This is a genomic window from Variovorax sp. Varisp41 (assembly GCF_047325085.1).
Lineage (GTDB): Bacteria > Pseudomonadota > Gammaproteobacteria > Burkholderiales > Burkholderiaceae_C > Variovorax.
In genome coordinates, this window is the sequence record NZ_CP168540.1 from 4,339,073 (window position 1) to 4,360,676 (window position 21,604).

Annotated in this window: 22 protein-coding genes; 19 read left to right on the top strand and 3 right to left on the bottom strand. The window is 70.4% G+C overall.

What is annotated here, in order from left to right; all coding sequences use genetic code 11:
* The first annotated feature begins 47 nt into the window (after positions 1–47).
* The 5 genes from ACEN9J_RS19990 to ACEN9J_RS20010 all read left to right on the top strand — a co-directional run bounded on the left by ACEN9J_RS19990 (position 48) and on the right by ACEN9J_RS20010 (position 3,959).
* The gene (locus ACEN9J_RS19990) at positions 48–971 is read left to right on the top strand and encodes a LysR family transcriptional regulator (protein WP_413761862.1); all 924 of its coding nucleotides are present in this window, start codon (positions 48–50) and stop codon (positions 969–971) included.
* A gap of 30 nt (positions 972–1,001) precedes the next feature.
* Complete coding sequence (locus tag ACEN9J_RS19995; protein WP_413761863.1) at positions 1,002–1,511, top strand: flavin reductase family protein; 510 nt, start codon at positions 1,002–1,004, stop codon at positions 1,509–1,511.
* Complete coding sequence (locus ACEN9J_RS20000; RefSeq protein ID WP_093343813.1) at positions 1,508–2,014, top strand: BON domain-containing protein; 507 nt, start codon at positions 1,508–1,510, stop codon at positions 2,012–2,014. Before ACEN9J_RS19995 ends, ACEN9J_RS20000 begins: the two co-directional genes overlap by 4 nt.
* A gap of 87 nt (positions 2,015–2,101) precedes the next feature.
* On the top strand, positions 2,102–3,004 hold the full coding sequence (locus ACEN9J_RS20005; RefSeq protein ID WP_057592405.1) for a DMT family transporter: 903 nt from the start codon (positions 2,102–2,104) through the stop codon (positions 3,002–3,004).
* A 13-nt stretch (positions 3,005–3,017) separates the two neighbouring features.
* Positions 3,018–3,959, top strand: a complete 942-nt coding sequence (locus ACEN9J_RS20010; RefSeq protein ID WP_296729849.1) for a glutaminase — start codon at positions 3,018–3,020, stop codon at positions 3,957–3,959.
* A 6-nt stretch (positions 3,960–3,965) separates the two neighbouring features.
* Here ACEN9J_RS20010 and ACEN9J_RS20015 read toward each other — a convergent pair whose 3' ends face one another.
* Complete coding sequence (locus ACEN9J_RS20015) at positions 3,966–5,165, bottom strand: AGE family epimerase/isomerase (protein WP_413761864.1); 1,200 nt, start codon at positions 5,163–5,165, stop codon at positions 3,966–3,968.
* A gap of 93 nt (positions 5,166–5,258) precedes the next feature.
* A complete protein-coding gene (locus ACEN9J_RS20020; RefSeq protein ID WP_296729853.1) occupies positions 5,259–6,245 on the bottom strand; it encodes an NAD-dependent epimerase/dehydratase family protein in 987 nt (328 codons plus the stop codon).
* Between the two features lie 96 nt (positions 6,246–6,341).
* Here ACEN9J_RS20020 and ACEN9J_RS20025 point away from each other — a divergent pair, with 96 nt between their 5' ends.
* From ACEN9J_RS20025 to ACEN9J_RS20080, 12 genes are all read left to right on the top strand, one after another.
* The gene (locus ACEN9J_RS20025) at positions 6,342–7,271 is read left to right on the top strand and encodes a LysR family transcriptional regulator (RefSeq protein WP_413761865.1); all 930 of its coding nucleotides are present in this window, start codon (positions 6,342–6,344) and stop codon (positions 7,269–7,271) included.
* The gene (locus ACEN9J_RS20030) at positions 7,268–7,768 is read left to right on the top strand and encodes a hypothetical protein (RefSeq protein WP_413761866.1); all 501 of its coding nucleotides are present in this window, start codon (positions 7,268–7,270) and stop codon (positions 7,766–7,768) included. The genes ACEN9J_RS20025 and ACEN9J_RS20030 overlap by 4 nt, the downstream gene beginning before the upstream one ends.
* Before the next feature lie 411 nt (positions 7,769–8,179).
* On the top strand, positions 8,180–9,373 hold the full coding sequence (gene urtA / locus ACEN9J_RS20035; RefSeq protein ID WP_413761867.1) for an urea ABC transporter substrate-binding protein: 1,194 nt from the start codon (positions 8,180–8,182) through the stop codon (positions 9,371–9,373).
* A 5-nt stretch (positions 9,374–9,378) separates the two neighbouring features.
* A complete protein-coding gene (gene urtB, locus ACEN9J_RS20040) occupies positions 9,379–10,281 on the top strand; it encodes an urea ABC transporter permease subunit UrtB (protein ID WP_093343802.1) in 903 nt (300 codons plus the stop codon).
* A 10-nt stretch (positions 10,282–10,291) separates the two neighbouring features.
* Entirely contained in the window at positions 10,292–11,341 is a 1,050-nt protein-coding gene (urtC, locus tag ACEN9J_RS20045) for an urea ABC transporter permease subunit UrtC (protein ID WP_296799857.1), read from the top strand.
* A 14-nt stretch (positions 11,342–11,355) separates the two neighbouring features.
* The gene (urtD, locus tag ACEN9J_RS20050; RefSeq protein ID WP_261212072.1) at positions 11,356–12,138 is read left to right on the top strand and encodes an urea ABC transporter ATP-binding protein UrtD; all 783 of its coding nucleotides are present in this window, start codon (positions 11,356–11,358) and stop codon (positions 12,136–12,138) included.
* Positions 12,139–12,151: 13 nt separating this feature from the next.
* Positions 12,152–12,841 carry an urea ABC transporter ATP-binding subunit UrtE gene (urtE, locus tag ACEN9J_RS20055; protein WP_057592373.1) on the top strand — a complete coding sequence of 230 codons (690 nt, stop codon included), beginning with the start codon at positions 12,152–12,154 and terminating at the stop codon, positions 12,839–12,841.
* A gap of 39 nt (positions 12,842–12,880) precedes the next feature.
* Positions 12,881–13,918 (top strand): aliphatic amidase, encoded by a 1,038-nt coding sequence (locus tag ACEN9J_RS20060; protein ID WP_209540343.1) that lies wholly within the window; start codon positions 12,881–12,883, stop codon positions 13,916–13,918.
* Between the two features lie 19 nt (positions 13,919–13,937).
* Positions 13,938–14,756, top strand: coding sequence for a CbbQ/NirQ/NorQ/GpvN family protein (locus ACEN9J_RS20065; RefSeq protein ID WP_057592371.1), 819 nt, complete (start codon positions 13,938–13,940; stop codon positions 14,754–14,756).
* Positions 14,753–16,405 (top strand): nitric oxide reductase activation protein NorD, encoded by a 1,653-nt coding sequence (locus ACEN9J_RS20070; RefSeq protein ID WP_413761868.1) that lies wholly within the window; start codon positions 14,753–14,755, stop codon positions 16,403–16,405. The genes ACEN9J_RS20065 and ACEN9J_RS20070 overlap by 4 nt, the downstream gene beginning before the upstream one ends.
* A 96-nt stretch (positions 16,406–16,501) precedes the next feature.
* Positions 16,502–17,656 carry an ABC transporter substrate-binding protein gene (locus tag ACEN9J_RS20075; RefSeq protein ID WP_057592369.1) on the top strand — a complete coding sequence of 385 codons (1,155 nt, stop codon included), beginning with the start codon at positions 16,502–16,504 and terminating at the stop codon, positions 17,654–17,656.
* 309 nt (positions 17,657–17,965) lie between these two features.
* Positions 17,966–18,610 carry an ANTAR domain-containing response regulator gene (locus tag ACEN9J_RS20080; RefSeq protein WP_261212271.1) on the top strand — a complete coding sequence of 215 codons (645 nt, stop codon included), beginning with the start codon at positions 17,966–17,968 and terminating at the stop codon, positions 18,608–18,610.
* A gap of 6 nt (positions 18,611–18,616) precedes the next feature.
* Here the strand turns inward: ACEN9J_RS20080 and ACEN9J_RS20085 are convergent, their stop codons facing one another.
* On the bottom strand, positions 18,617–19,507 hold the full coding sequence (locus ACEN9J_RS20085; RefSeq protein ID WP_413761869.1) for a LysR family transcriptional regulator: 891 nt from the start codon (positions 19,505–19,507) through the stop codon (positions 18,617–18,619).
* Positions 19,508–19,617: 110 nt separating this feature from the next.
* Between ACEN9J_RS20085 and ACEN9J_RS20090 the strand changes: the two genes are divergently transcribed.
* Positions 19,618–19,839: a DUF1127 domain-containing protein gene (locus ACEN9J_RS20090; protein WP_057598545.1), complete on the top strand. Its 222-nt coding sequence runs from the start codon at positions 19,618–19,620 to the stop codon at positions 19,837–19,839.
* Between the two features lie 54 nt (positions 19,840–19,893).
* The gene (locus ACEN9J_RS20095) at positions 19,894–21,603 is read left to right on the top strand and encodes a hypothetical protein (protein ID WP_413761870.1); all 1,710 of its coding nucleotides are present in this window, start codon (positions 19,894–19,896) and stop codon (positions 21,601–21,603) included.
* The last annotated feature ends 1 nt before the right edge of the window (position 21,604 follow it).

The following is a 21,604-nucleotide window of genomic DNA, read 5'->3' on the forward strand; positions in this document are numbered from 1 at the left end:
CAAATGCAAAATACGTCGATCGATTTAAAGAAAAACACAAGATCGTCATGCAGCTGCGCCAGCTCCAGCACCTCGTCGCCCTCGCCGAGCAGGGCAGCTTCGGCCGCGCGGCCCAGGCCTCGCACCTCTCGCAGCCCGCGCTCTCGCGCAGCATCGAGGCGCTCGAGGAGGGCCTGCAGGTCCGGCTGATCGACCGCGCCTACGGCACGGTGCGCTTCACGCAGGCCGGCGAGCTGGTGCTGGCGCGCGCCCGCGAACTGCTCATCGACGCGCGCCAGCTCAAGGAGGACGTGCTGCAGCTCGAGGGCCTGGCCGCCGGCAGCCTGCAGGTGGGCCTGGGCCCGTTCGCGGCCGGCATGCTCGGGCGCGCGGCGCTGACCTTGCTGGTGCAGCGGCATCCACAGCTCTCGGTGCGCACCGAGGTGGCCGACACCGCCACGCTGGCCGAGCGGCTGCACCGGCGCGAGATCGACCTGTTCATCGCCGACACGCGCGACCTCGCGCGCCAGGGCGGTCTCGAGACGATGCGGCTGCCCGACGTGCCGGTCTCGTTCTTCGTGCAGCCGCGCCATCCGCTGCGCAGGCTGGCCTCGGTCACGCTCGAGCAGGCGATGGACTACCCGGTCGCCGGACCCAGGCTGCCCGCGCGCGTGGCCGCGCAGTTCGAGCGCCAGGCGAAGCGTACCGGCCGCGGCGTGTTCAACCTGGTCTGCGACGACACCGGCACCCTGCGCCATCTCGCGCTCACGGCACGCGCCGTGGTGCTGGCGCCCGATGCGCCGGCCTTCCGCCACGAGACCCAGCCGCTGGTGCCATTGCCCATCGCGGGCCTCGACGGCATGCGCACCCACTACGGCCTGGTCAGGCTCGCGGGCCGCACGCCCTCGCCGGCCGCGGCGGCCTACACCCGCTTCGTGACCGAGGTGATGTCGGCCGCGCCGGGGGCGGGAAGGACGGGTGCGCCAGAATAGCCCCCTGCCCTCCACCGTTCCCGCTCCCTCGTGACCACCTTGCGCCGCGCCCAGCCGCCCACCTTCTCGTCCGCTGAATTCCGCGCGGCGCTCGGCATGTTCGCCACCGGCGTGACCATCGTCACGGCACGCGCGGCCAACGGCGCGCTGGTCGGGCTCACCGCCAACTCCTTCAATTCGGTCTCGCTGTCGCCGCCGCTGGTGCTGTGGAGCCTGTCGCGCAGCGCCGCCTCGATGGCCGCGCTGCGGGCCGGCTCGCACTACACGGTGAACATCCTCGCGGCCAGCCAGAAGACGCTGGCCGAGCGCTTCGCCACCAAGGACATCGACCGCTGGGCCAACGTGGCCTTCACCGAGGGCCTGGGCGGCGCGCCGGTGCTCGCGGGCGCCGCGGCGAGCTTCGAGTGCTTCAACCGCAGCCGCTACGACGAGGGCGACCACGTGATCTTCGTCGGCGAGGTGGAGCGCTGCAGCCACGACGCCGGCGCCTCGCCGCTGTTGTTCCACGGCGGCCGCTTCTACACGGAACATCCCTTGTGAAGCACGCGGCGCCGGTGCTCGCCCTGCTGTGCGCCGTGGCCGCGCCGCATGCGGCAAGCGCGCAGGACGCCGCCGCACCGCTCAAGCAGAACTGGTTCGACGATCCCTTCTTCCGCGTCTCGGCCGGACTGCCGGGCTGCCCCGAACCCGAAGGCCCGTTCTACACGGCCGAGGAGCGTCGCATCCAGATTCATTCGCGACTCGAGCGCGGCACCAGCTGCTGGCTCGCGGGCAAATGCAGCGACAGCAACGCCTACCGCTACGACAAGCCGCTCGCGCCCAAGGTGCGCGCCGCGCTCGAGGCGGTGCCGGGTGTGCGCCGGGGCAGCGTGTGGGTCATGGTGCAGCGGCGCTGGGTCTACCTGCAGGGCTGCGTGCCCTCGCCCGCGCTGGCACGCCAGCTCGAACGCGCGGCGCGCGCGCTGCCCGACGTCGAGGCGGTGGTGCCCGACCTGATGGTGGGCACGCGCGGCAAGCCGCCGTACCCGGTCGCGGGGCGCTGAGCGCGCATCGATGAAACGGCCGCGCGCTAGGATCGCTGGCGCCGCCGCGCGATGCGGGCGCGCCGCCTTGCGAAGAACGAACAACAGATGATCCAGAGAAAAACCCACCTCGACGCGCTCGCCATCGGCCTGCTCGTCGTCTGCTGCGCCTTCTGGGGCCTGCAGCAGATCCTCATCAAGACCACCGTGGCCGAGGTGCCGCCGATGTGGCAGGCCTCGATGCGCATGGCCGGCGCGGTCGTGCTGCTGGGGCTGTGGTGCGCCTGGCGCAAGGTGCCGCTGTTCGAGCGCGACGGCACGCTGCCCGGCGGCCTGCTCGCGGGGCTGCTGTTCGCGGGAGAGTTCGCGGGCATCTACCTGGGGCTGCAGCTCACCAGCGCCTCGCGGCTCACGGTGTTCCTCTACACGGCGCCGTTCTGGGTCTCGCTGTTCCTGCCGCGCTGGGTGCCGGCCGAGCGGCTGCGCGGCCTGCAGTGGGCCGGGCTCGCGATCGCCTTCGCGGCCGTGGTGCTGGCCTTCAGCGAAGGCTTCGGCCACACCTCCTCCTCGCAACTGCGTGGCGACGCGCTGGCACTGGCCGCCGGCATGCTGTGGGGTCTGACCACGCTGACGCTGCGCGCCACCCGGCTCGCCACCGCGAGCGCCGAGAAGACGCTGTTCTACCAAGTTGCCGTGACGGCCGCGGTCTGCCCTCTGATCTCGCTGCTGCTCGGCGAGACCTGGGGCACGCACTACTCGGCCTGGGCCTGGACCTCGATCGCATTGCAGACCGTGATCGGCGCCTTCGCGAGCTACCTCGCGTGGATGTGGATGCTGCGCCACTACCCGGCCACGCAGATGTCCTCCTTCACCTTCCTCACGCCGCTGTTCGCGCTGGTGTTCGGCGTGCTGCTGCTGTCCGAGCCGCTCACGCCGCAGCTGGTGGTGGCGCTGGCCGGCGTGGCGGTGGGCATCGTGCTGGTCAACCGCGGCGGCGCGCGCCGCGCCTGAAGGAACGAGCGACATGGCGACATCCACCCGATTCCAGCCCGTGCTCGACGAGATCGCGGCCGCGATGCAGCCGCTGCTGGGCCAGGCCGGCACGGTGGCCAGCTACATCCCGGCGCTCGCGCGCGTCGACGCGCGGCAGTTCGGCATCGCGCTGCGCACCTGCGACGGCGAGGAGGCCGCGGCCGGCGACGCCGACACGCCGTTCTCGATCCAGAGCGTGTCGAAGCTGTTCACGCTCACGCTCGCGATGCAGGCCGTGGGCGACGCGCTGTGGGAGCGCATCGGCCGCGAGCCCTCGGGCAATCCGTTCAACTCGCTGGTGCAGCTCGAGAACGAGCAGGGCAAGCCGCGCAATCCCTTCATCAATGCGGGCGCGATTGCGGTCGCCGACCGGCTCGTGAGCCATGCGCGCGCCGAGGGCGGCAGCGCCAAGGCGCGCATCCTCGCGCTCATGGCCAGCCTGACCGGCGAGCCCGTGGGCTTCGACGAGGAGGTCGCGCGCTCGGAGGCCGAGACCGGCTTTCGCAACGTGGCGCTGGCCAACTTCATGAAGAGCTTCGGCAAGCTCGACAACGACGTGACCGAGGTGCTCGACACCTACTTCCACCAGTGCGCGCTGCGCATGAGCTGCCGCCAGCTCGCGCGCGCCGCCGGCTACCTGTGCCGCGACGGCGCGCACCCGATCGACGGCGAGGCCGCGATCACCAGCGAGCGCCAGACCCGGCGCATCAACGCGCTGATGCTCACCTGCGGCACCTACGACGCCGCGGGCGACGTGGCCTTCTCGATCGGCCTGCCCTGCAAGAGCGGCGTGGGCGGCGGCATCGTGGCCGTGGTGCCCGACCGGCTCACGCTCAGCGTATGGTCGCCCGCGCTCGATGCCACCGGCAACTCGCTGCTGGGCATGAAGGCGCTCGAGATGTTCGTGGCGCGCACGGGGCTGTCGGTGTTCTGAGTGGCTTCAGGCGCCGAGCGCGCGCAGCACGTCGTGGCAGGCGCCCATCGTGTGGTAGTCGGTCTTGCCGGCCGGGCTCTTCTCGTCGCCGAGCTTGCGGTTGTCGCGCGACAGGATGCGAAACCACGCGCCGTGTCGATGGTCGACCATGTGCCGCCAGGCGTAGTCCCAGATCCGGTCGTACCAGTCCCAGTAGCGCGGCTCGCCGGTGCGCACCGCGAGCAGCGCGGCGGCCGCGAAGCTCTCGGCCTGCACCCAGAAGTACTTGTCGCCGTCGTAGAGCGCGCCCTCGGGATCGAAGCCGTAGACCAGGCCGCCTAACTCGGCGTCCCAGCCGTGGCGCATCGCCGCCTCGAACAGCGACTGCGCGCGCGGCAGCATCCAGCCGGTCTCCACGCCCCGGCCGGCGAGCAGGCCCTCGAGCTGCAGCAGCAGCTTGGCCCACTCGGTCAGGTGGCCGGTCTGGAAGCCCCAGGGCTTGAAGATGTCGGCGCGGTTGCCGCGGTTGTGGTCGGCATCGACCGACCAGTCCTCGCGGAAGTGCTCCCAGACCCGGCCGCCGGTCAGGTCGGCCTGGCGCAGCGCGATCGCCTGCGCCAGCGTCGCCGCGCGGTCGAGGTACTTCGCGTCGCCCGTGGCCTCGAAGGCCGCCATCATCGCCTCGCAGGCATGCATGTTGGCGTTCTGGCCGCGGTAGGGAGACACGGCCCAGTAGGCGGTGGCTTCGTTCGCATAGAGCTGGTGGCGCGGCTCCCAGAAATGCCGCTCGAGCAGCTGCCAGGTCGATTCGATGCCCGCGCGTGCCTCGTCCACGCCGGCCATCGCCGCATGCGCATACGCTAGCAGCACGAAGGCCAGGCCATAGCAGTAGTGGGTGCCGTCGCGCACCTGCGCACGGCCCTGGTGCCAGTCGAGCTCCCACAGGTAGCCGCCTTGCGGATGCGCATGGGCGCGCTGCAGGAAATCGAGGCCGTGGCGCGTCGCCGCCAGATGCTCGGGCCGGCCGAAGCGGCGCCAGGCGGTGGCGTTGTTGAAGACGAAGCGCGTGCTGCTCACCAGGTGGCGCGTGCGGCGGTCGTAGACCGTGCCGTCGTCCTTGAAGAAGTGGAAGAAGCCGCCGCTCGGATCGAGGCTGCGGCCATCGTAGAACGCGAGCGTGTGCTGCACGTGGCCGATCAGGAAGTCGGGCGAGCGGAAGTCGGGCATGGCAGGAAGGGCTGGGTTGCGGTGGCTGAGCGCGGCAACTCAGGCTATCAGCATCCCGGCCCGATGGTCGAAAACGACGCCCCCGCGCCGCGCTCAGGCCAGCGCCGCGCGTGGCGCCGCCTGCAGGCAGCCCATGCCTTCGAGCGCGGCCTCGACCGCCTCGTCGAGCGGCGTGTGCGGCTCGCGGCCGAGCAGCGCCACCAGCTTCGCGTTGTCCATGGCCACGGGCGTGCGCCACAGGTAGCGCATCTCGCGCAGCTCGCGGAAGGTGGCGACGAAGGGCGAGGCCAGCAGCAGCGGCCACCACGGGAAGGCCGACACGCGCACCTGCGTGCCGGTGCGGCGCGCCACCACGCGGCGGATGGCATCGGCCATGCGCGTGCCGTCGGCGTCCCAGTGGCCGGCCATGTGGAAGCTGGCGAAGGGCTCGAGCCGATCGCGCCGCGCCAGCAGCTCGACCATGGTGCGGGCCACGTCGGGCAGGTACGACCAGAGGTGGCCGACGCCGGCATCGCCGGGATAGCTCACGCCCCTGACCGGCTGCCCTGCCTTCACCAGCCCCTGCGAGAACCAGTTGTTGCCGGCCTTCGGGCCGAAGAAGTCGCCGGCGCGCACGATCAGCACGCGCGCGCCCTCGCGGCTGGCCAGCTCGAGGCGGCGCTCCATCTCGACCCGGATCGCGCCCTTGCGCGTGGCCGGATGCTGGGGCGCATCCTCGGCCAGCAGCGGGAAGGCATCGGCGCCGTAGTTGTAGACGTTGCCGGGCAGCACGATGGTCGCGCCCTCGGCCTTGGCTGCCGCGATCGTGTGGTCGAGCATCGGCAGCACCAGTTCCGACCAGCGGCGGTAGCCGGGCGGGTTGACCGCATGCACGATGACGGCGCAGCCGCGCGCGGCCTCGCGCACGTCCCGCGCATCCATCGCGTCGCCGCCCACCCAGTCGATGCCGTCGCGCCGCTCCGGCACCGCGCCGCGCTTCATCGCGCGCACCCGCCATCCCGCGTCGCGCAGCTGGCGTGCCATCTCGCCGCCGACGCCGCCCGTCGCGCCCAGAACCAGAACCGTGTCGTTGCTTGCCATGAAACATCTCCAGAACAGTGATCGATGGATGAATTCTGGGCAGGCCGGGGTTGGAATGGAATTGCCGAACATGAGCCATCAGCCATACATTTATGCATGACCTGGACCATCAGCTGGGAGCTCTACCGCTCCTTCCTCGGCGTGCTGCGCGAGGGCTCCCTCTCGGGCGCGGCGCGCGCGCTCAGCATCACGCAACCCACCGTCGGGCGCCACGTCGCGGCGCTCGAGGAGGCGCTCGAGGTGGTGCTCTTCACGCGCTCGCAGGTCGGGCTGCTGCCCACCGAGGTGGCGCTGGCGCTGCGCACGCATGCCGAGGCCATGGAGAGCACGGCCGCCTCGCTGCAGCGCGCGGCCAGCGGCCAGGGCGAAGGCGTGCGCGGCGTGGTGCGGGTGTCGACCAGCGAGGTGGTCGCGGTGGAGGTGCTGCCGCCGATCGTGGCGAAGCTGCGCGAGGCCCATCCCGCGCTCAAGGTCGAGCTGGTGTCGACCAACCGCGTGCAGGACCTGCTGCGGCGCGAGGCCGACATCGCGGTGCGCATGGTGCGCCCGCGCCAGGAGCAATTGGTGGCGCGCCGCATCGGCGACATCGAGCTGGGTTTCCATGCCCATCCCGACTACCTCGCGCGCCACGGCACGCCGCGCACGGCCGAGGAGCTGATGCGCCACACGCTGATCGGCTACGACCAGCCCACGGCCTTCGTGCGCGACGCGATCAAGTCCTTCAAGGGCTTCACGCGCGACGCCTTCTCGCTGCGCACCGACAGCGACCTCGCGCAGATGGCGCTGATCCGCGCGGGCGCCGGCATCGGCGTGTGCCAGGTCGCGCTGGCGCGGCGCGGCCCGGCGCTGGTGCGGCTGCTGCCGCGCGCGCTGTCGCTGAAGCTCGAGACCTGGGTCACGATGCACGAGGACCTGCGCGCGAGCCCGCGCTGCCGCGTCACCTTCGACGCGCTGGCCGAGGGGCTGCAGGCCTACATCGCCGGCCAGGGGACAATGGCACGCGCAAGAACCTCCGCTCCCGAATGACCGACACGACCCCGACCACCGAATCCGACGACACCCTCCCGCTGCAACAGGACCGCCTCTGGCGCGACGAGCGCTGGACCGCCCGCATCATCAAGAACGAGGAAGACGACGGCTGGGCCGTCGAGATGACGCGCCATGGCGATCCCGAGCCCGCGCTGGTCGGCCCCTGGACCATGGGCCGCGACAAGAAGAACCCCAAGCCGCTCGACGGCCCCGCCTTCTCCACGCTGGTGAAGACCGCGGCCGAGGTGATCCGCCGCCACGAGCAGCAGCTGCACGCCACGCTCAACCGCAGCGTGACGGTGAGCGCCGGCGAGCGGCGCATCCGCGTCACGCTGGCCATCGTGCCCGACGAGGACAACCCCTCGGCCACGCTGAGCGCCTTCGACGAGGCCGACGACAGCGAGCTCGCGCGCGTGAACGTGCCGGCCTCGTTCAAGCTCAGCGCCACCAGCGCCTCGGCCTGGATCGACGCGGACTTCGCGCGGCCGCGCTGACCTCCGTCGAAGTGGCCCCAGGCGCGCCTGTGCGCGCAAATAGCACAGTCCCCGCCGCCACGCCAATCCGCACAACAACGTATTTGCAGACCGGCGCGGGTTGAGAAGAATCCGCCGCAACGAGCAATCGTTACCAGTCATGCGACGCCCGCTGCCAATGCTGCCAGCGAGGTGTCGGGCAACAAGGCCCGAATCGGTTTGAACACCGGTTCGGGCCTTTTTGTTTTTTCGGTCGCAACAGGGCTTTCGTCGAAACGGATGCATGCATCCGCTGGCGGAGCTTTGCCCGAAGCGAAAGCACTGGCGACGAAGCGCCCGTTTGCAGGGCCGCGTGGCGGGAGGAGACACCCCGAGCGCGGTTCCGAAGGTCGGATCTTCCTGACGACTCGCACAACCACAAAGGAATTTGACATGACGAACGCTTTCAACCGCCGCCAGATCGTGAAGACCGGCGGCTCGATGATCGTGCTGGGCGCCGCGGGCGGCGTGGCACCGCTGGCCTTCGCGCAGGACGGCGGCACGGTGAAGCTCGGGCTGCTGCATTCGCTCTCGGGCACGATCGCGATCGCCGAGGCCTCGCTGGTCGACGCCGAGAAGCTCGCGATCGAGGAGATCAACGCCGCCGGCGGCGTGCTCGGCAAGAAGATCGAGGCCGTGGTGGAAGACGGCGCGAGCGAGAACCCGGTGTTCGCCGAGAAGGCGCGCAAGCTGCTCGAGCGCGACAAGGTGGCGGCCATCATCGGCTGCTACACCTCGGCCTCGCGCAAGGCGCTGCTGCCGGTGCTCGCCCAGGCCAAGGGCCTGCTGTTCTATCCCACCTACTACGAGGGCCAGGAGCAGGACAAGCGCGTGTTCTATCCCTCGCAGGAAGCCACGCAGTCGGTGATCGCGGCGATCGAATGGATGGCGCGCGAGAAAGGCAAGAACTTCTTCCTCGTGGGCTCGGACTACATCTATCCGCGCACCTGCAACAAGATCGCCAAGCCCGCGATCGCCAAGGCCGGCGGCAAGGTGCTCGGCGAGGAATACGCGCCGCTGGGCCACACCGAGTTCTCCTCGATCATCAACAAGATCAAGGCCGCCAAGCCCGACTGCATCTACAGCACGGTGGTCGGCGGCTCGAACGTGGCCTTCTACAAGCAGCTGCGCGCGGCCGGGCTCGACGGCACGAAGCAGGTGCTGCTGTCGACCGTGGTGTCGGAGAACGAGATCGAAGGCATCGGCAAGGACAACGCCGCGGGCTACTACGCCTGCATGGGCTACTTCCAGAGCATCAAGTCGCCGGCCAACGAGAAGTTCGTGAAGGCCTTCAAGGCCAAGTACGGCCAGGACCGCGTGATCGGCGACCCGATGGAGGTGGCCTACAACAGCGTGTACCTCTGGAAGCTGGCGGTGGAGAAGGCCAAGTCCTTCGAGGTCGACAAGGTCACGGCCGCCGCCGCGGGCGTGGAGATCGAGGCGCCCGAGGGCACGGTGCGCGTGCACGCCACCAACCACCACGTGTGGAAGAAGGTGCGCGTGGGCCGCGCGCGGCCCGACGGGCAGTTCGACATCGTCTGGGAATCGCCGCAGCTGGTCGAGCCCAACCCGTTCCCGAAGGTCTGAACGCGATGAACTTCGACATCGCGGTGATGCAGGTGTTCAACGGCGTGAGCCTGTTCACCATCCTGCTGTTGATGGCGATCGGGCTGGCCATCGTGTTCGGCCTGATGGGCGTCATCAACATGGCGCACGGCGAGCTGATGGCGCTCGGTGCCTACATGACCTACCTGGCGTCGCGCTTCTTCGAGCACTACGCGCCGGGCTTCATGGACCTCTACCTGTTCGCCGCGATCCCGTTCGCGTTCGCCGTGACCTTCGCGTTCGGCTATGTGCTGGAGCGCGGCTTCATCCGCTTCTTCTACGACCGGCCGCTCGACACCCTGCTCGCGACCTGGGGCCTGAGCCTCATGCTGCAGCAGGCCTACCGCTCGCTGTTCGGCGCGCAGGAAGTCAGCGTGCCGCTGGCCTCCTGGCTCGCCGGCGCGTGGGAGCCCACACCGGGCATCCAGCTGCCGCTCACGCGCCTGTTCATCGTGGGGCTCACGGCCATCGTCGCCATCGGCGTCTACCTGCTGCTCTACCGCACCTCCTGGGGGCTGAAGGTGCGCGCGGTGACGCAGAACCGCGCGATCGCGGGCGCGGTCGGCATCGACACGCAGCGCGTCGATGCGCTGACCTTCGCGCTGGGCGCGGGCCTGGCGGGCATCGCGGGCGCGGTGTTCACGATGATCGGCTCGACCAACCCCGGCACCGGCCAGCTCTACATCGTCGACTCCTTCATCGTGGTGGTGTTCGGCGGCGTGCAGAGCCTGATCGGCACCGCGCTCTCGGGCTTCGCCATCGCGCAGTCGCAGACCTGGCTCGAGTACCTGATGAGCGGCTCGATGGCCAAGGCCACGATCCTGCTGCTGGTGATCGCGGTGCTCTACGTGCGGCCCAACGGGCTGTTCGCGACCCGCTCGAGGAGCTGAGCGCATGGGCATGAAGCTTTCTCCCCAACGCCGCGGCGACCTCGTCGGGCTGGCGGCCGTGCTGCTGCTGCTGGCCGTGGTGCTGCCGGCCACGCTCGATCCGTTCCGTCTCAACCTCGTGAGCAAGTACCTGGCCTTCGCCTTCGTCGCGATCGGCGTGGTGCTGACCTGGGGCTACGGCGGCGTGCTGAGCCTGGGCCAGGGCCTGTTCTTCGGCCTCGGCGGCTACATGATGGCGATGTTCCTCAAGCTCGAGGCCTCGGCGCCCGAGCTACCGGACTTCATGGTCTGGAGCAGCGTCGAGCAGCTGCCCTCGTGGTGGATCCCCTTCCACTCGCTGGGCTGGACCCTGGTCGGCATCCTCGCGATCCCCGCTCTGCTCGCCTACGTGTTCTCGTACGCGATCTTCAAGCGGCGCGTGAGCGGCGTGTACTTCGCGATCGTCACGCTGTCGCTGGCGCTCACGCTCACCGTGGTGGTGATCGGCCAGCAGGGCGACACCGGCGGCGCCAACGGCATCACCGACTTCCGCACCCTGCTGGGCTGGGACATCGCGGGCGACGCGGCCAAGCGGACCATGTACTTCATCGAGGTGGCGGCCGTCGCGCTCGCCATGGTGGGCGCGCTGCTGATCGTGCGCAGCCGCTTCGGCAAGATCCTGATCGCCATCCGCGACCGCGAGGACCGCGTGCGCTTCAGCGGCTACAACACGGCGCACATGAAGGCCTTCGTGTTCGCGGTGGCGGCCCTGCTGTCGGCCATCGGCGGCGCCTTCTACAGCCTGCAGGTGGGGCTGATCGCGCCCGGCGTGATCGGCGTGGTGGCCTCGGTCGAGATGGTGATCTACGCGGCCGTGGGCGGGCGGCTCTCGATTCCCGGCGCGGTGATCGGCGCGCTCCTGATCGGCTTCCTCAAGTCCTACCTGTCGGAGACCTTCCCCGAGGGCTGGCTCTACTTCCTCGGCGCGGTCTTCATCCTCGTGGTGTGGGCGATGCCGAACGGCCTGGCGGGCCTGGGCGAGAAGCTGCTGCGCCGCCGCGGCGCGGAGGCCGCGCCATGAACGCGACCCTGGCGATGCCCAACGGCGGCCTGCCGCAGGCGGCCTCGGCCGTGCCGCCCTCGAACGAGCAGATCCTGCGCGTCGAGGACCTCACGGTCTCCTTCGACGGCTTCAAGGCGGTCGACGGCCTGAGCCTCTCGGTCGAGCGCAACGAGCTGCGCGTGATCATCGGCCCGAACGGCGCGGGCAAGACCACGCTGCTCGACATGGTCTGCGGCAAGACCCGGCCCAGCGCGGGCCGGGTGCTGTTCAACGGCCAGGACCTGGGCCGCATGAACGAGCACGAGATCGTGCGCGCCGGCGTGGGCCGCAAGTTCCAGACGCCCTCGGTCTACGAGGACCTCACGGTGCTCGAGAACTTCGAGATCTCGCTGCCGCGCATGCACGGGCTGTGGCAGTCGCTGAGCTTCCGCCGCACCCGCGCGCTGCGCGAGCGCATCGAGGCGATGGCCACCGAGGTGTTCCTGCTCGAGCGCCTCGACCGCCGCGCCGGCCAGCTGAGCCACGGCCAGAAGCAGTGGCTCGAGATCGGGATGCTGCTGATGCAGGAGCCCGAGCTGCTGCTGCTCGACGAGCCCGTGGCCGGCATGAGCCCGCGCGAGCGCGAGCAGACCGGCGACCTGCTGCGCCGCATCTCGGTGGGCAAGTCGGTGGTGGTGATCGAGCACGACATGGATTTCGTCAAGCGCATCGCGCACCGCGTGACCGTGCTGCACCAGGGCCGGCTGCTCAGCGAGGGCACGGCCGCCGAGGTGCAGGCCGACCCGCGCGTGATCGACGTCTACCTCGGCCATTGAAGGAGCCCACCGCATGCTCGAAGTCTCCGCACTCGATGTCGCCTATGGCGAGTCGCACGTGATCCACGATGTCTCGCTGCGCGTCGCGCCCGACGAGGCGGTCGCCGTCATGGGCCGCAACGGCATGGGCAAGACCACGCTGCTGAAGTCGCTGATCGGCCTCTTGCCCGCGCGCGGCGGCAGCATCCGCCTCAACGGCACCGAGCTCACCCGGCTGCCGAGCCACCAGCGCGTGGCGCAGGGCCTGGCCTTCGTGCCGCAGGGGCGCATGGTGTTCCCGCACCTCACGGTGGAGCAAAACATCCTCTCGGGCGCCGCGCGCTCGGGCCACCGCACGGTGCCCGACTACCTCTACCGCTTCTTCCCGGTGCTGCAGGACATGCGGCTGCGCAAGGCCGGCAACCTCTCGGGCGGCCAGCAGCAGATGCTGGCGATCGCGCGCGCGCTGATCTCCGAGCCCAAGGTGCTGATCCTCGACGAGCCCACCGAGGGCATCCAGCCTTCGATCATCAAGGAGATCGCGCAGACGCTGAACGTGCTGCGCGCCGAGCGCGGCTTCGCGATCGTGGTGTCGGAGCAGGTGCTGAGCTTCGCGCTCGCGCTGGCCGACCGCTTCCTCGTGATCGACCGCGGCCGCCTGGTGCACGACGAGGCGCGCGCCACGCTCGACCAGGACAAGGTCCGCTCTTTCCTCACTGTCTGAACCCCTTCCCTTCCCAACCACCCCTTCAGGAGCAGCGTCATGAGACATGGTGATATTTCGAGCAGCAACGATTGCGTCGGCGTCGCGGTCGTCAACTACAAGATGCCCCGCCTTCACACCAAGGCCGAGGTGCTCGACAACGCGCGCAAGATCGGCGAGATGCTGGTCGGCATGAAGAAAGGTTTGCCCGGCATGGACCTGGTGATCTTTCCCGAGTACTCCACGCACGGGATCATGTACGACGCCAAGGAGATGTACGACACGGCCGCCTCGGTGCCCGGCGAGGAGACCGCGATCTTCGCCGACGCCTGCCGGCGCGCCAACGTCTGGGGCGTGTTCTCGCTGACCGGCGAGCGCCACGAGGAGCATCCGAACAAGGCGCCCTACAACACGCTGATCCTCATGAACAACCAGGGCGAGATCGTCCAGAAGTACAGGAAGATCATGCCGTGGGTGCCGATCGAGGGCTGGTACCCGGGCGACTGCACCTACGTCAGCGAAGGCCCCAAGGGCATGAAGATGAGCCTGATCATCTGCGACGACGGCAACTATCCCGAGATCTGGCGCGACTGCGCGATGCGCGGCGCCGAGCTCATCATCCGCTGCCAGGGCTACATGTACCCGGCCAAGGAGCAGCAGATCCTGGTGTCGAAGGCGATGGCCTTCATGAACAACACCTACGTGGCGGTGGCCAACGCGGCCGGCTTCGACGGCGTGTACTCGTACTTCGGCCACTCGGCGCTGATCGGCTTCGACGGCCGCACGCTCGGCGAATGCGGCGAGGAGGAGATGGGCATCAACTACGCCGAGCTCTCGATGGGCCTGATCCGCGACGCGCGGCGCAACGGCCAGTCGCAGAACCACCTGTTCAAGCTGGTGCACCGCGGCTACACCGGCACCATCAACTCGGGCGACGGCGACAAGGGCGTGGCGGCCTGCCCCTACAACTTCTACACCCAGTGGATCAACGACCCCGAGGGCACGCGCGAAATGGTGGAGTCGTTCACGCGCAGCACGGTGGGCACGCCCGAATGCCCGATCGAGGGGATTCCGAACGAGCCGGCGAAGCACCGTTGAGCGGGAGCCGCGACACGCCATGAACGCACCCGTGCACGATCCGCTCGCGGCCTGGCGCATCGAGTCCGAGCCCTTCTACCGGCCCGCGGGCAACGAGGTGGCGCTGTACCGGCAGGCCTGGCGCCACCGCATGCCGCTGATCCTCAAGGGGCCGACCGGCTGCGGCAAGACGCGCTTCGTCGAGCACATGGCGTGGTCGCTGGGCCGGCCGCTGGTGACGCTGGCCTGCAACGAGGACATGACGGCCTCGGACCTGGTCGGGCGCTACCTGCTCGACGCCGACGGCACGGCCTGGCACGACGGGCCGCTGACGCTGGCGGTGCGCCATGGCGGCATCTGCTACCTCGACGAGGTGGTGGAGGCGCGGCAGGACACGACGGTGGTGATCCATCCGCTGACCGACGCGCGCCGCATCCTGCCGCTCGACAAGAAGGGCGAGCTGGTGCGCGCGCATCCCGACTTCCAGCTCGTGGTGTCGTACAACCCCGGCTACCAGAGCAGCGCCAAGGACCTCAAGCCCTCGACGCGCCAGCGCTTCGCGGCGCTGGAGTTCGACTACCCCGACGCCGTGCTCGAGGCCGAGATCGTGGCGCACGAGGCCGGCATCGACACCGCGCTGGCCGCGAAGCTGGTGGCCGTCGCGCACTGCTCGCGCGAACTCAAGCACCGCGGGCTCGACGAGGGCGTGTCGACGCGCATGCTGATCTACGCAGGCGTGCTGATCCGCGACGGCGTGACGCCGCGCGAGAGCTGCGAGATGACGATGACGCGCGCGCTGACCGACGATCCCGACATGGCGAGCGCGCTGCAGGGCTTCGTCGAGGCCCAGTTCGGATGACGCGCGACACCGGCAGCTTCGCCGCGCTGGGGCTGCTCGCGCGCGGGCTCGCCGGCATGGCGCTCGAGGTGCAGCCGCTGGTGGCCGGCGCGAAGCCGGGCACGCGCGCGGTGCTCGCGGCCGGGCGGCTGCTGGTTCCCGAGGGCAGCCCGCCGGCGCTGCGCCGCGCGATGGTCGCGCATGCGGTGGCGCACCTGCGGCATTCGACGCCCGCGCGCCGCGCGAACACGCTGCGGCCGATGGGCATCGCGCTGGTGTCGGCGATCGAGGACGCGCGCGTCGAGCGGCTGCTGGTGCGCGACTTCCCCGGCCTGCATGGCTGGTTCGCCGACGCGCTGCCGCCCGCGCCCGATCCGCTCGACCTGCGCTTCGAGGCGCTGCTGCTGCGCATGGACCGGCTGCTGCTGCGGCCCGAGTTGCACGACGGCAGCCACTGGGTCGAGAAGGCGCGCCGGCTGTTCGAGGACACCGCGGCGCGCGCGGGCCTGGCAGACTACGAGGCCTTCCGCGCGATCGCCTCGATCCTCGCCAACGACCTGGGCCAGATGCGCGTGCGCTTCGAGCCCCAGGGCTACGCGGTGCCCGCGCCCTGGCGCGACGACAACAGCTGGCTCTGGGACTTCGGCGCCGACGCGACGCCGCCACCGCCCGACGAGGCGATCGCGCTGCAGCAGTCGGGCGCGCGCATGCCGCCGCCCTCCGACGCGGGCGATGCGGCCGCCGGCGCGCCACCCGAATTCGGCGACATGGAGCTGGGCCGCTACACCTATCCCGAATGGGACCGCCGCCTCGAGCGCCTGCGCCCCGACTGGTGCACGGTGATCGAGAAGCTTCCCGGGTGGCAGGGCCTGCTGCCAAGCCAGGCACAAGCGGCCCTGCGCGCCGAGAGCCTGCCGCCGCTGGCACTGCCGCGCGCGCACCATCTGGACCGCCGGCACCGACTGCGGCGCCAGTGGGAGGGCGACGACATCGACCTCAATGCGGCGATCGAGGTGCTGGTCGAGCGGCGCCAGCGGCTGCGCCCCGACGCGCGGCTGTTCATGCGCCCCGGCAAGGCGCCGCGGCCATCGAGCGTGCTGGTGCTGCTCGACCTGTCGGCCTCGGCCAACGATGCGGGCCCGCACGGCCTGTCGCTGCTCGAGATCGAGAAGCAGGCCGCGCTGATGCTCGCCGCCGCGCGGCCGCGCGGCGCGGACCGGCTCGCGGTGCACGGCTTCTCGTCGAACACGCGCGCCGAGGTCTACTACTACCGGCTGCTCGAGTTCGGCCAGCCGCTGTCGCCGCCCGCGCGCGCGACCATCGGCGCGGTGCGCGGCCGCTACTCGACGCGCATGGGCGCGGCGCTGCGGCATGCGGCGGCGCTGCTCGAGGACGAGCCCGCGGGCCAGCGCGCGATCCTTTTGGTGACCGACGGCGCGCCGGCCGACATCGACGTGCACGATCCGAAGTACCTCGTCGAGGATGCGCGCGAAGCGGTGGCCGAGGCGCGCGGCGCGGGCGTGCGCACCGCCTGCATCGCGGTCGATGCCGCGGCCGACGCCTATGTGCGGCGCATCTTCGGCTGGCGCAACTATTGCATCGCCGACGATGCGCGCAGCCTGCCGGCGCGGCTCGCGCGCATGAGCGCGCGGCTGGCCGCGGCCCACTGACGAAAGCATCGAACTGCGATAGGGTGGAGCCCCGAACGAATCCCACACGAGACAGAAAAGACATGACGGCCCCTCACCCCTCACGGACGACCGCCCATGGCTGACAAGGATCCCATCCGCGTCGGCATCCTCTATTCGGAAACCGGCGTCACCTCGACCATCGGCCTGTCGCAGCTGCAGGGCGCGCTGCTCGGCATCGAGGAGATCAACGCGGCGGGCGGCATCGACGGCCGCGAGCTGGTCGCCGTGCGCCACGACCCGCAGTCGAACCCGGCGCGCTATGCGCAGCTGGCCGAGAAGCTGATCGTGCAGGACCGGGTCAACGTGATCTTCGGCTGCTACATGTCGAGCAGCCGCAAGGCGGTGATCCCGGTGATCGAGAAGTGGAACAAGCTGCTGTTCTACCCGACGCTCTACGAGGGCTTCGAGTATTCGGGCAACGTGATCTACACGGGCGCTGCGCCCAACCAGAACAGCGTGCAGCTCGCCGAGTTCATGACGACGAACTTCGGCGCGCGGGTCTACCTGATCGGCTCCGACTACATCTACCCCTACGAGTCGAACCGGATCATGGGCGAGCTGGTGATGCAGCGCCCCGGCAGCGAAAAACTCGGCGAGCACTACGCGGCGCTCGACGCGACCGAGAAGGACTACCGGGCCATCATGGCCGACATCCGCGACAAGCAGCCCGACTTCATCTTCTCGACGGTGGTGGGCGACTCCACCGCGAGCCTGTACCGCGCCTATGCCGAGGCCGGCTTCGACCCGAAGCGCATGCCGATCGCGAGCCTCACGACCTCCGAGGCCGAGATCTCGCAGATGGGGCGCGGGGTGGCGACGGGGCACTTCACGGCGGCACCCTACTTCCAGTCGATCGACTCGCCGGCCAACCAGCGCTGCTTGGCGCAGCTGCGCGCGCGCTTCGGCGACGGCTGCGTACCCAACCTGTGCTGGGAAGCGGCCTACTTCCAGATGCACATCTACGCCAATGCCTTCGCGCAGGCGGGCAGCGACGGCATCGCGGAGATCCTGCCGCACATCCTGGGGGCCGAGTTCGATGCGCCGCAGGGGCGGGTGAAGATCGACCCGTCGAACCACCACACCTGTCTCTATCCGCGCATCGGGCGTGTGGATGCGCAGGGGCAGTTCACCATCGTTCGTCAGGCTACGCGTGCCGTGTATCCCGATCCGTATCTGGTGACGCATTCGCTCGGGGACTGGACTGCGCGGCTCGATACGCTGGAGGTTTAGGGTGGAACGTGCTTTCTACCGTTGTGAGGGGGCTCACGCCGACGGGGTACTCCCCTCCGCGAATGTCCCCCGGCCTGCGGCCTCCTCCTTGATTTCGCTGCGGGGAGTACCCCATCGACGTGAGCCTGGACGCGGCCGTAGAACCGGCTGCACAACGACTGCGCCCACGTGCACAGGGCAGTGGGTGCTTCCCGCAGCGAAATTAAGGAGGAGCCCGAAGGGCGGGGGACATTCGCGGAGGGAAGTACCCGCTGTCCTGTGCACGCGCCCCGAACAACAGCCTCGACACAAACAACAAGAGGCCTGAAAGTGGAAAGCCCCCCCAAGAGACACACCCTGCGAGTGACGCCACCGCAGTTGAAGGAACTGCGCCTGCTGAAGATCGCAGTCATCCACCCCGACGACAGCGACGGCCGCCAGCTCACCCAGCAGCTGCAGCGCATCGGCTGCCAGGTGCAGGCCTTCTGGCCGCCGGTGCAGGCACTGCCCGAGGGCATCGACGTGGCCTTCATGGCGGTGCAGCCCGACTTCATCAACCTGCGCTTCGAGTGGACCAAGAGCGAGGACGCGCCGGCCATCATCGCCGTCGTGACCTACGAGAACCCGACCATCGTCGAGGCCGTGCTCGAGATCGGCGCCAAGGCCGTGCTGCCCTCGCCGGTGCGCTCCTTCGGATTGTTGTCGGCGCTGGTGGTGGCGCGCGAGGCGCACAAGCAGAACCGCTCGCTCGCGCGGCGCCTGCGCAAGACCGAGGCCAAGCTGCTGGGCGTGCGGCAACTCGCGGAGGCCAAGGCGATTCTCATGAAGACGCATGGCGTGTCGGAGGGCCAGGCCTACGACCTGATCCGCGAGCAGGCGATGAGCAAGCGCGCCACCATGGAAGAGATCGCGGCCGCCATCGTCAACGCCAACGAGATCCTCTCGCTCGGCGCGCGCAAGCCCGAGGCGTCGTAAAGCCTCTCAGGTCTGGCGGAACCCCGCCAGCACCTCGAGCACCCGCAGCGTGGCGCCGTCGAGCAGCGCGCGCGGCCGGTGCGCGATGCCCAGGCGGCGCGTGAGCTTCGGCACGATCGGCAGGACCTGCAGGCGCTCGCCGAGCGCCGCGTCGGTCGTCGGCTGCAGCGGCAGCAGCGCGGCGCCATAGCCGGCCGCCACCAGGCTGCGGATGGCCGCGTCGTAGTTGAGCTCGATGCGCGCGCGCGGCGCGAAGCCCGCGGCCGCGAACCACTCCATCGTGAGCCGGTACATGTGGGTGGTCGCGTCGTTGAAGATCAGCGGCTGCTCGGCCAGCCAGGCCGGCGTGACGCGCCTGGGCGCCTTCGTGCGCTGCGGCACGAAGGCCATCATCGGCTGCGTGCGCCAGGGCGTGAACACCAGGTCGCGCAGCGGCGGCTGCGGCAGCGCCACCAGGCCGATGTCGAGCGTGCCCGCGGCCAGCCGCGCCAGCGCCTCGCCCGAGCCGAGGATCGCCACCTCGACGTCGATGCCCGCGTCCTGCGCGCCCAGCGCCTCGAGCACCTGCGGCAGCAGGTCGACCACCACGCCGGTCGATGTGCCCAGCCGCACGCGGCCGCTGCGGCCCTCGGCCTGCCGCTTGACCGCGTCGAGCGCATCGTCGGTGTCGCGCAGCAGCTTGCGCCCGCGCTCCACCAGCGCCGCGCCGGCCGCCGTGGGCGTGATGCCGCGCGCGCCGCGCACCACCAGCTTGGCATCGAGCCGCGACTCGAGTTCGGAGACATGCAGGCTGACCGTGGGCTGCGCGAGGTGCAACGCCTGCGCCGCGGCCGAGAAGCTGCCGAGGTCGGCGATCGCGATCAGGGTGCGCAGCTGGTCGAGGTTGAGGTGGCGCATGGGCGTCGAATCAGAAAAGCTGATGAGAAGTCTCAGAAATCTCAACTTCCACAATAGCACGGCGACGCCGAAGATGAGCGCACCGACACCGCAACCCCCAGGAGCCCATCGTGAAGACCGCATCGTCCCCGAGCTTTCGCCAACGCCTTCTGCATGCCCTGCGCGGCTGGCGCCGGCACGCGGCGAATCGCCGCCGGGCGCGTGCCGATGCGTGCCAGCTCGCCGGCATGAGCGAGCACGACCTGCGCGACCTCGGCGTCGGCCGCAGCGAGCTGCCGGGGCTGATGCAGCCCGCGCCCTCGCACTGCGAGCACGGCCACCGCGCAAGCTGAAGGAAGCGCGCCCCGGCCCTTGCCGCGGCCTCGATTTGAGGTCCAATGCGGGGCGTGCCAAGTCCCGCTTCCGCTTCATCCCCGCTCGTCGTCGAGCTCACCTCCCCGCAGTCGGTCGACGGCCGGCGCGCGGCCTTCCAGTCGCTGTGGCTGCTGGTGCGCATGCGCCATGCGCACGACAGCCAGACCCCGATGGTGCGGCTGGCCGACCTGCGCGGCGAGGTGTCGGACGCGAGCACGCTGCGCATGGTCGTGAGCCGTGCCTTCCGCGACTTCAAGGCCTGGGGCATCGAGGTCGGCTGGGGCGAGGACAGCACGCGCGAGCCGCGCTTCCTCAACGCCGAGCGGCGCAGCCAGGGCCCGTTCTGGCTGCCGCCGGCCGAGGCGCGGCGCGTGCGCTGCGAGGTCGAGGGGCGCGCCGCCAGCGCGGCCGAGATCGCCTCGTTCCTCGGCCTGCGCGCGCGCACGGGCGCTTCGGCCGGTGCCTCGGCGCCGCCCGAGGCGGTGCACCTGCAGGACGCGGCCTTCTGGAAACAGCTCGTGGCCGCGCAGCGGGCCGCGCGCCAGGGCCGGCTGATGACGCCGGTGGCCGCCGGTGCCGGCGATGGCGCCGGCCAGCCGAGCGCGCTCGAATCGATACGGCTCGCGGGGACGCTCGCGGCCAGCGGCTTCCAGCGCGCGCTGGTCACCCTCAACGAGGCCATGCTGTGGCGCCGCCTCGGCGACAACGAACAGGCGCGTCGCCAGCTCGAGGTGCTCAAGAAGCAGCGCCTCGCGCACCACGTGGCGGGCAACGACTACCTCGGCGCGATGGAATGCATCGTCTCGGCCTGGTGCGCCTACACCGCGCGCGACCTGCCGCTGGCGCAGTCGCTGCTCGGCGGCATGGCCGACGACCCGGCGCGCAGCGTGGTGCTGCGCCATCATCCCGACGTGCGCTTCGAATGGTGCAACCTGTGGGCGCTCGGTTGCCGCTCGCGCGCGCTGGCGCTCGCGGCCGAGGATGCGCCGGCCGCCCGTCTGCTCGCCGAGGAATCGCTGCGCCGCTTCGGCGACGCGCTGACCGCGGCCTTCGAGTCGCATTCCTTCGATGCCGCCCAGCACGTGGCGGCCAACCTCGGCATGGCGGTGTGGCTGTTCGACCGCGTGGGCCTCGCGCTGCCCGCGCTCCCCTCGGCGCCGGCGGCCGGCCCGAAGCGGCGCGGCGATGCCCCGGCAGCGTCCGACACCACGCGCCATGCCGTGCAGTGGATCGCCTTCAGCGAATGGCTGTGCGGCCAGGCCGACGGCCAGGGCCGCTCGGCCTGGAACGCGATCTACCTGATGCGCATCGCGCGCGGCCACTGTGGCGCCGAGCCCCGGCCCACGCTCGCGCAGTTCCGCGCCCAGGCGCCGCTCGACCCGGCCGCGATCTCGGCGCTGGCCGGTCCGCTCGCCGATGCCTTCGACGCCACGCACTGGCCCGCGCGCTGGGTCGAGGTGGCGCAGGCGCGGCTGGCCGACCACCAGGCCGGCCGGCGCCGCTACCCGGGCCTGCAGCATTGCAGCCTGCTGTTCGAGCATGCGTGGTACGCGGCCCATGCGGGCGACCTGAAGGCGGCCGAGCGCTCGCTGGCCACCTTGCGCGAAGCGCTGCCGCAGCTGGTGCCCAGCGACCGCGCCTACTTCGCCGAGTCGTGGAACGACGGCCTGCCCGCCGAACTGGTGCTCGAGGCGAAGCCCCCGCGACGGCCGGCGGCGCGGCCGAGGAAGGCCGCGCGCTGAA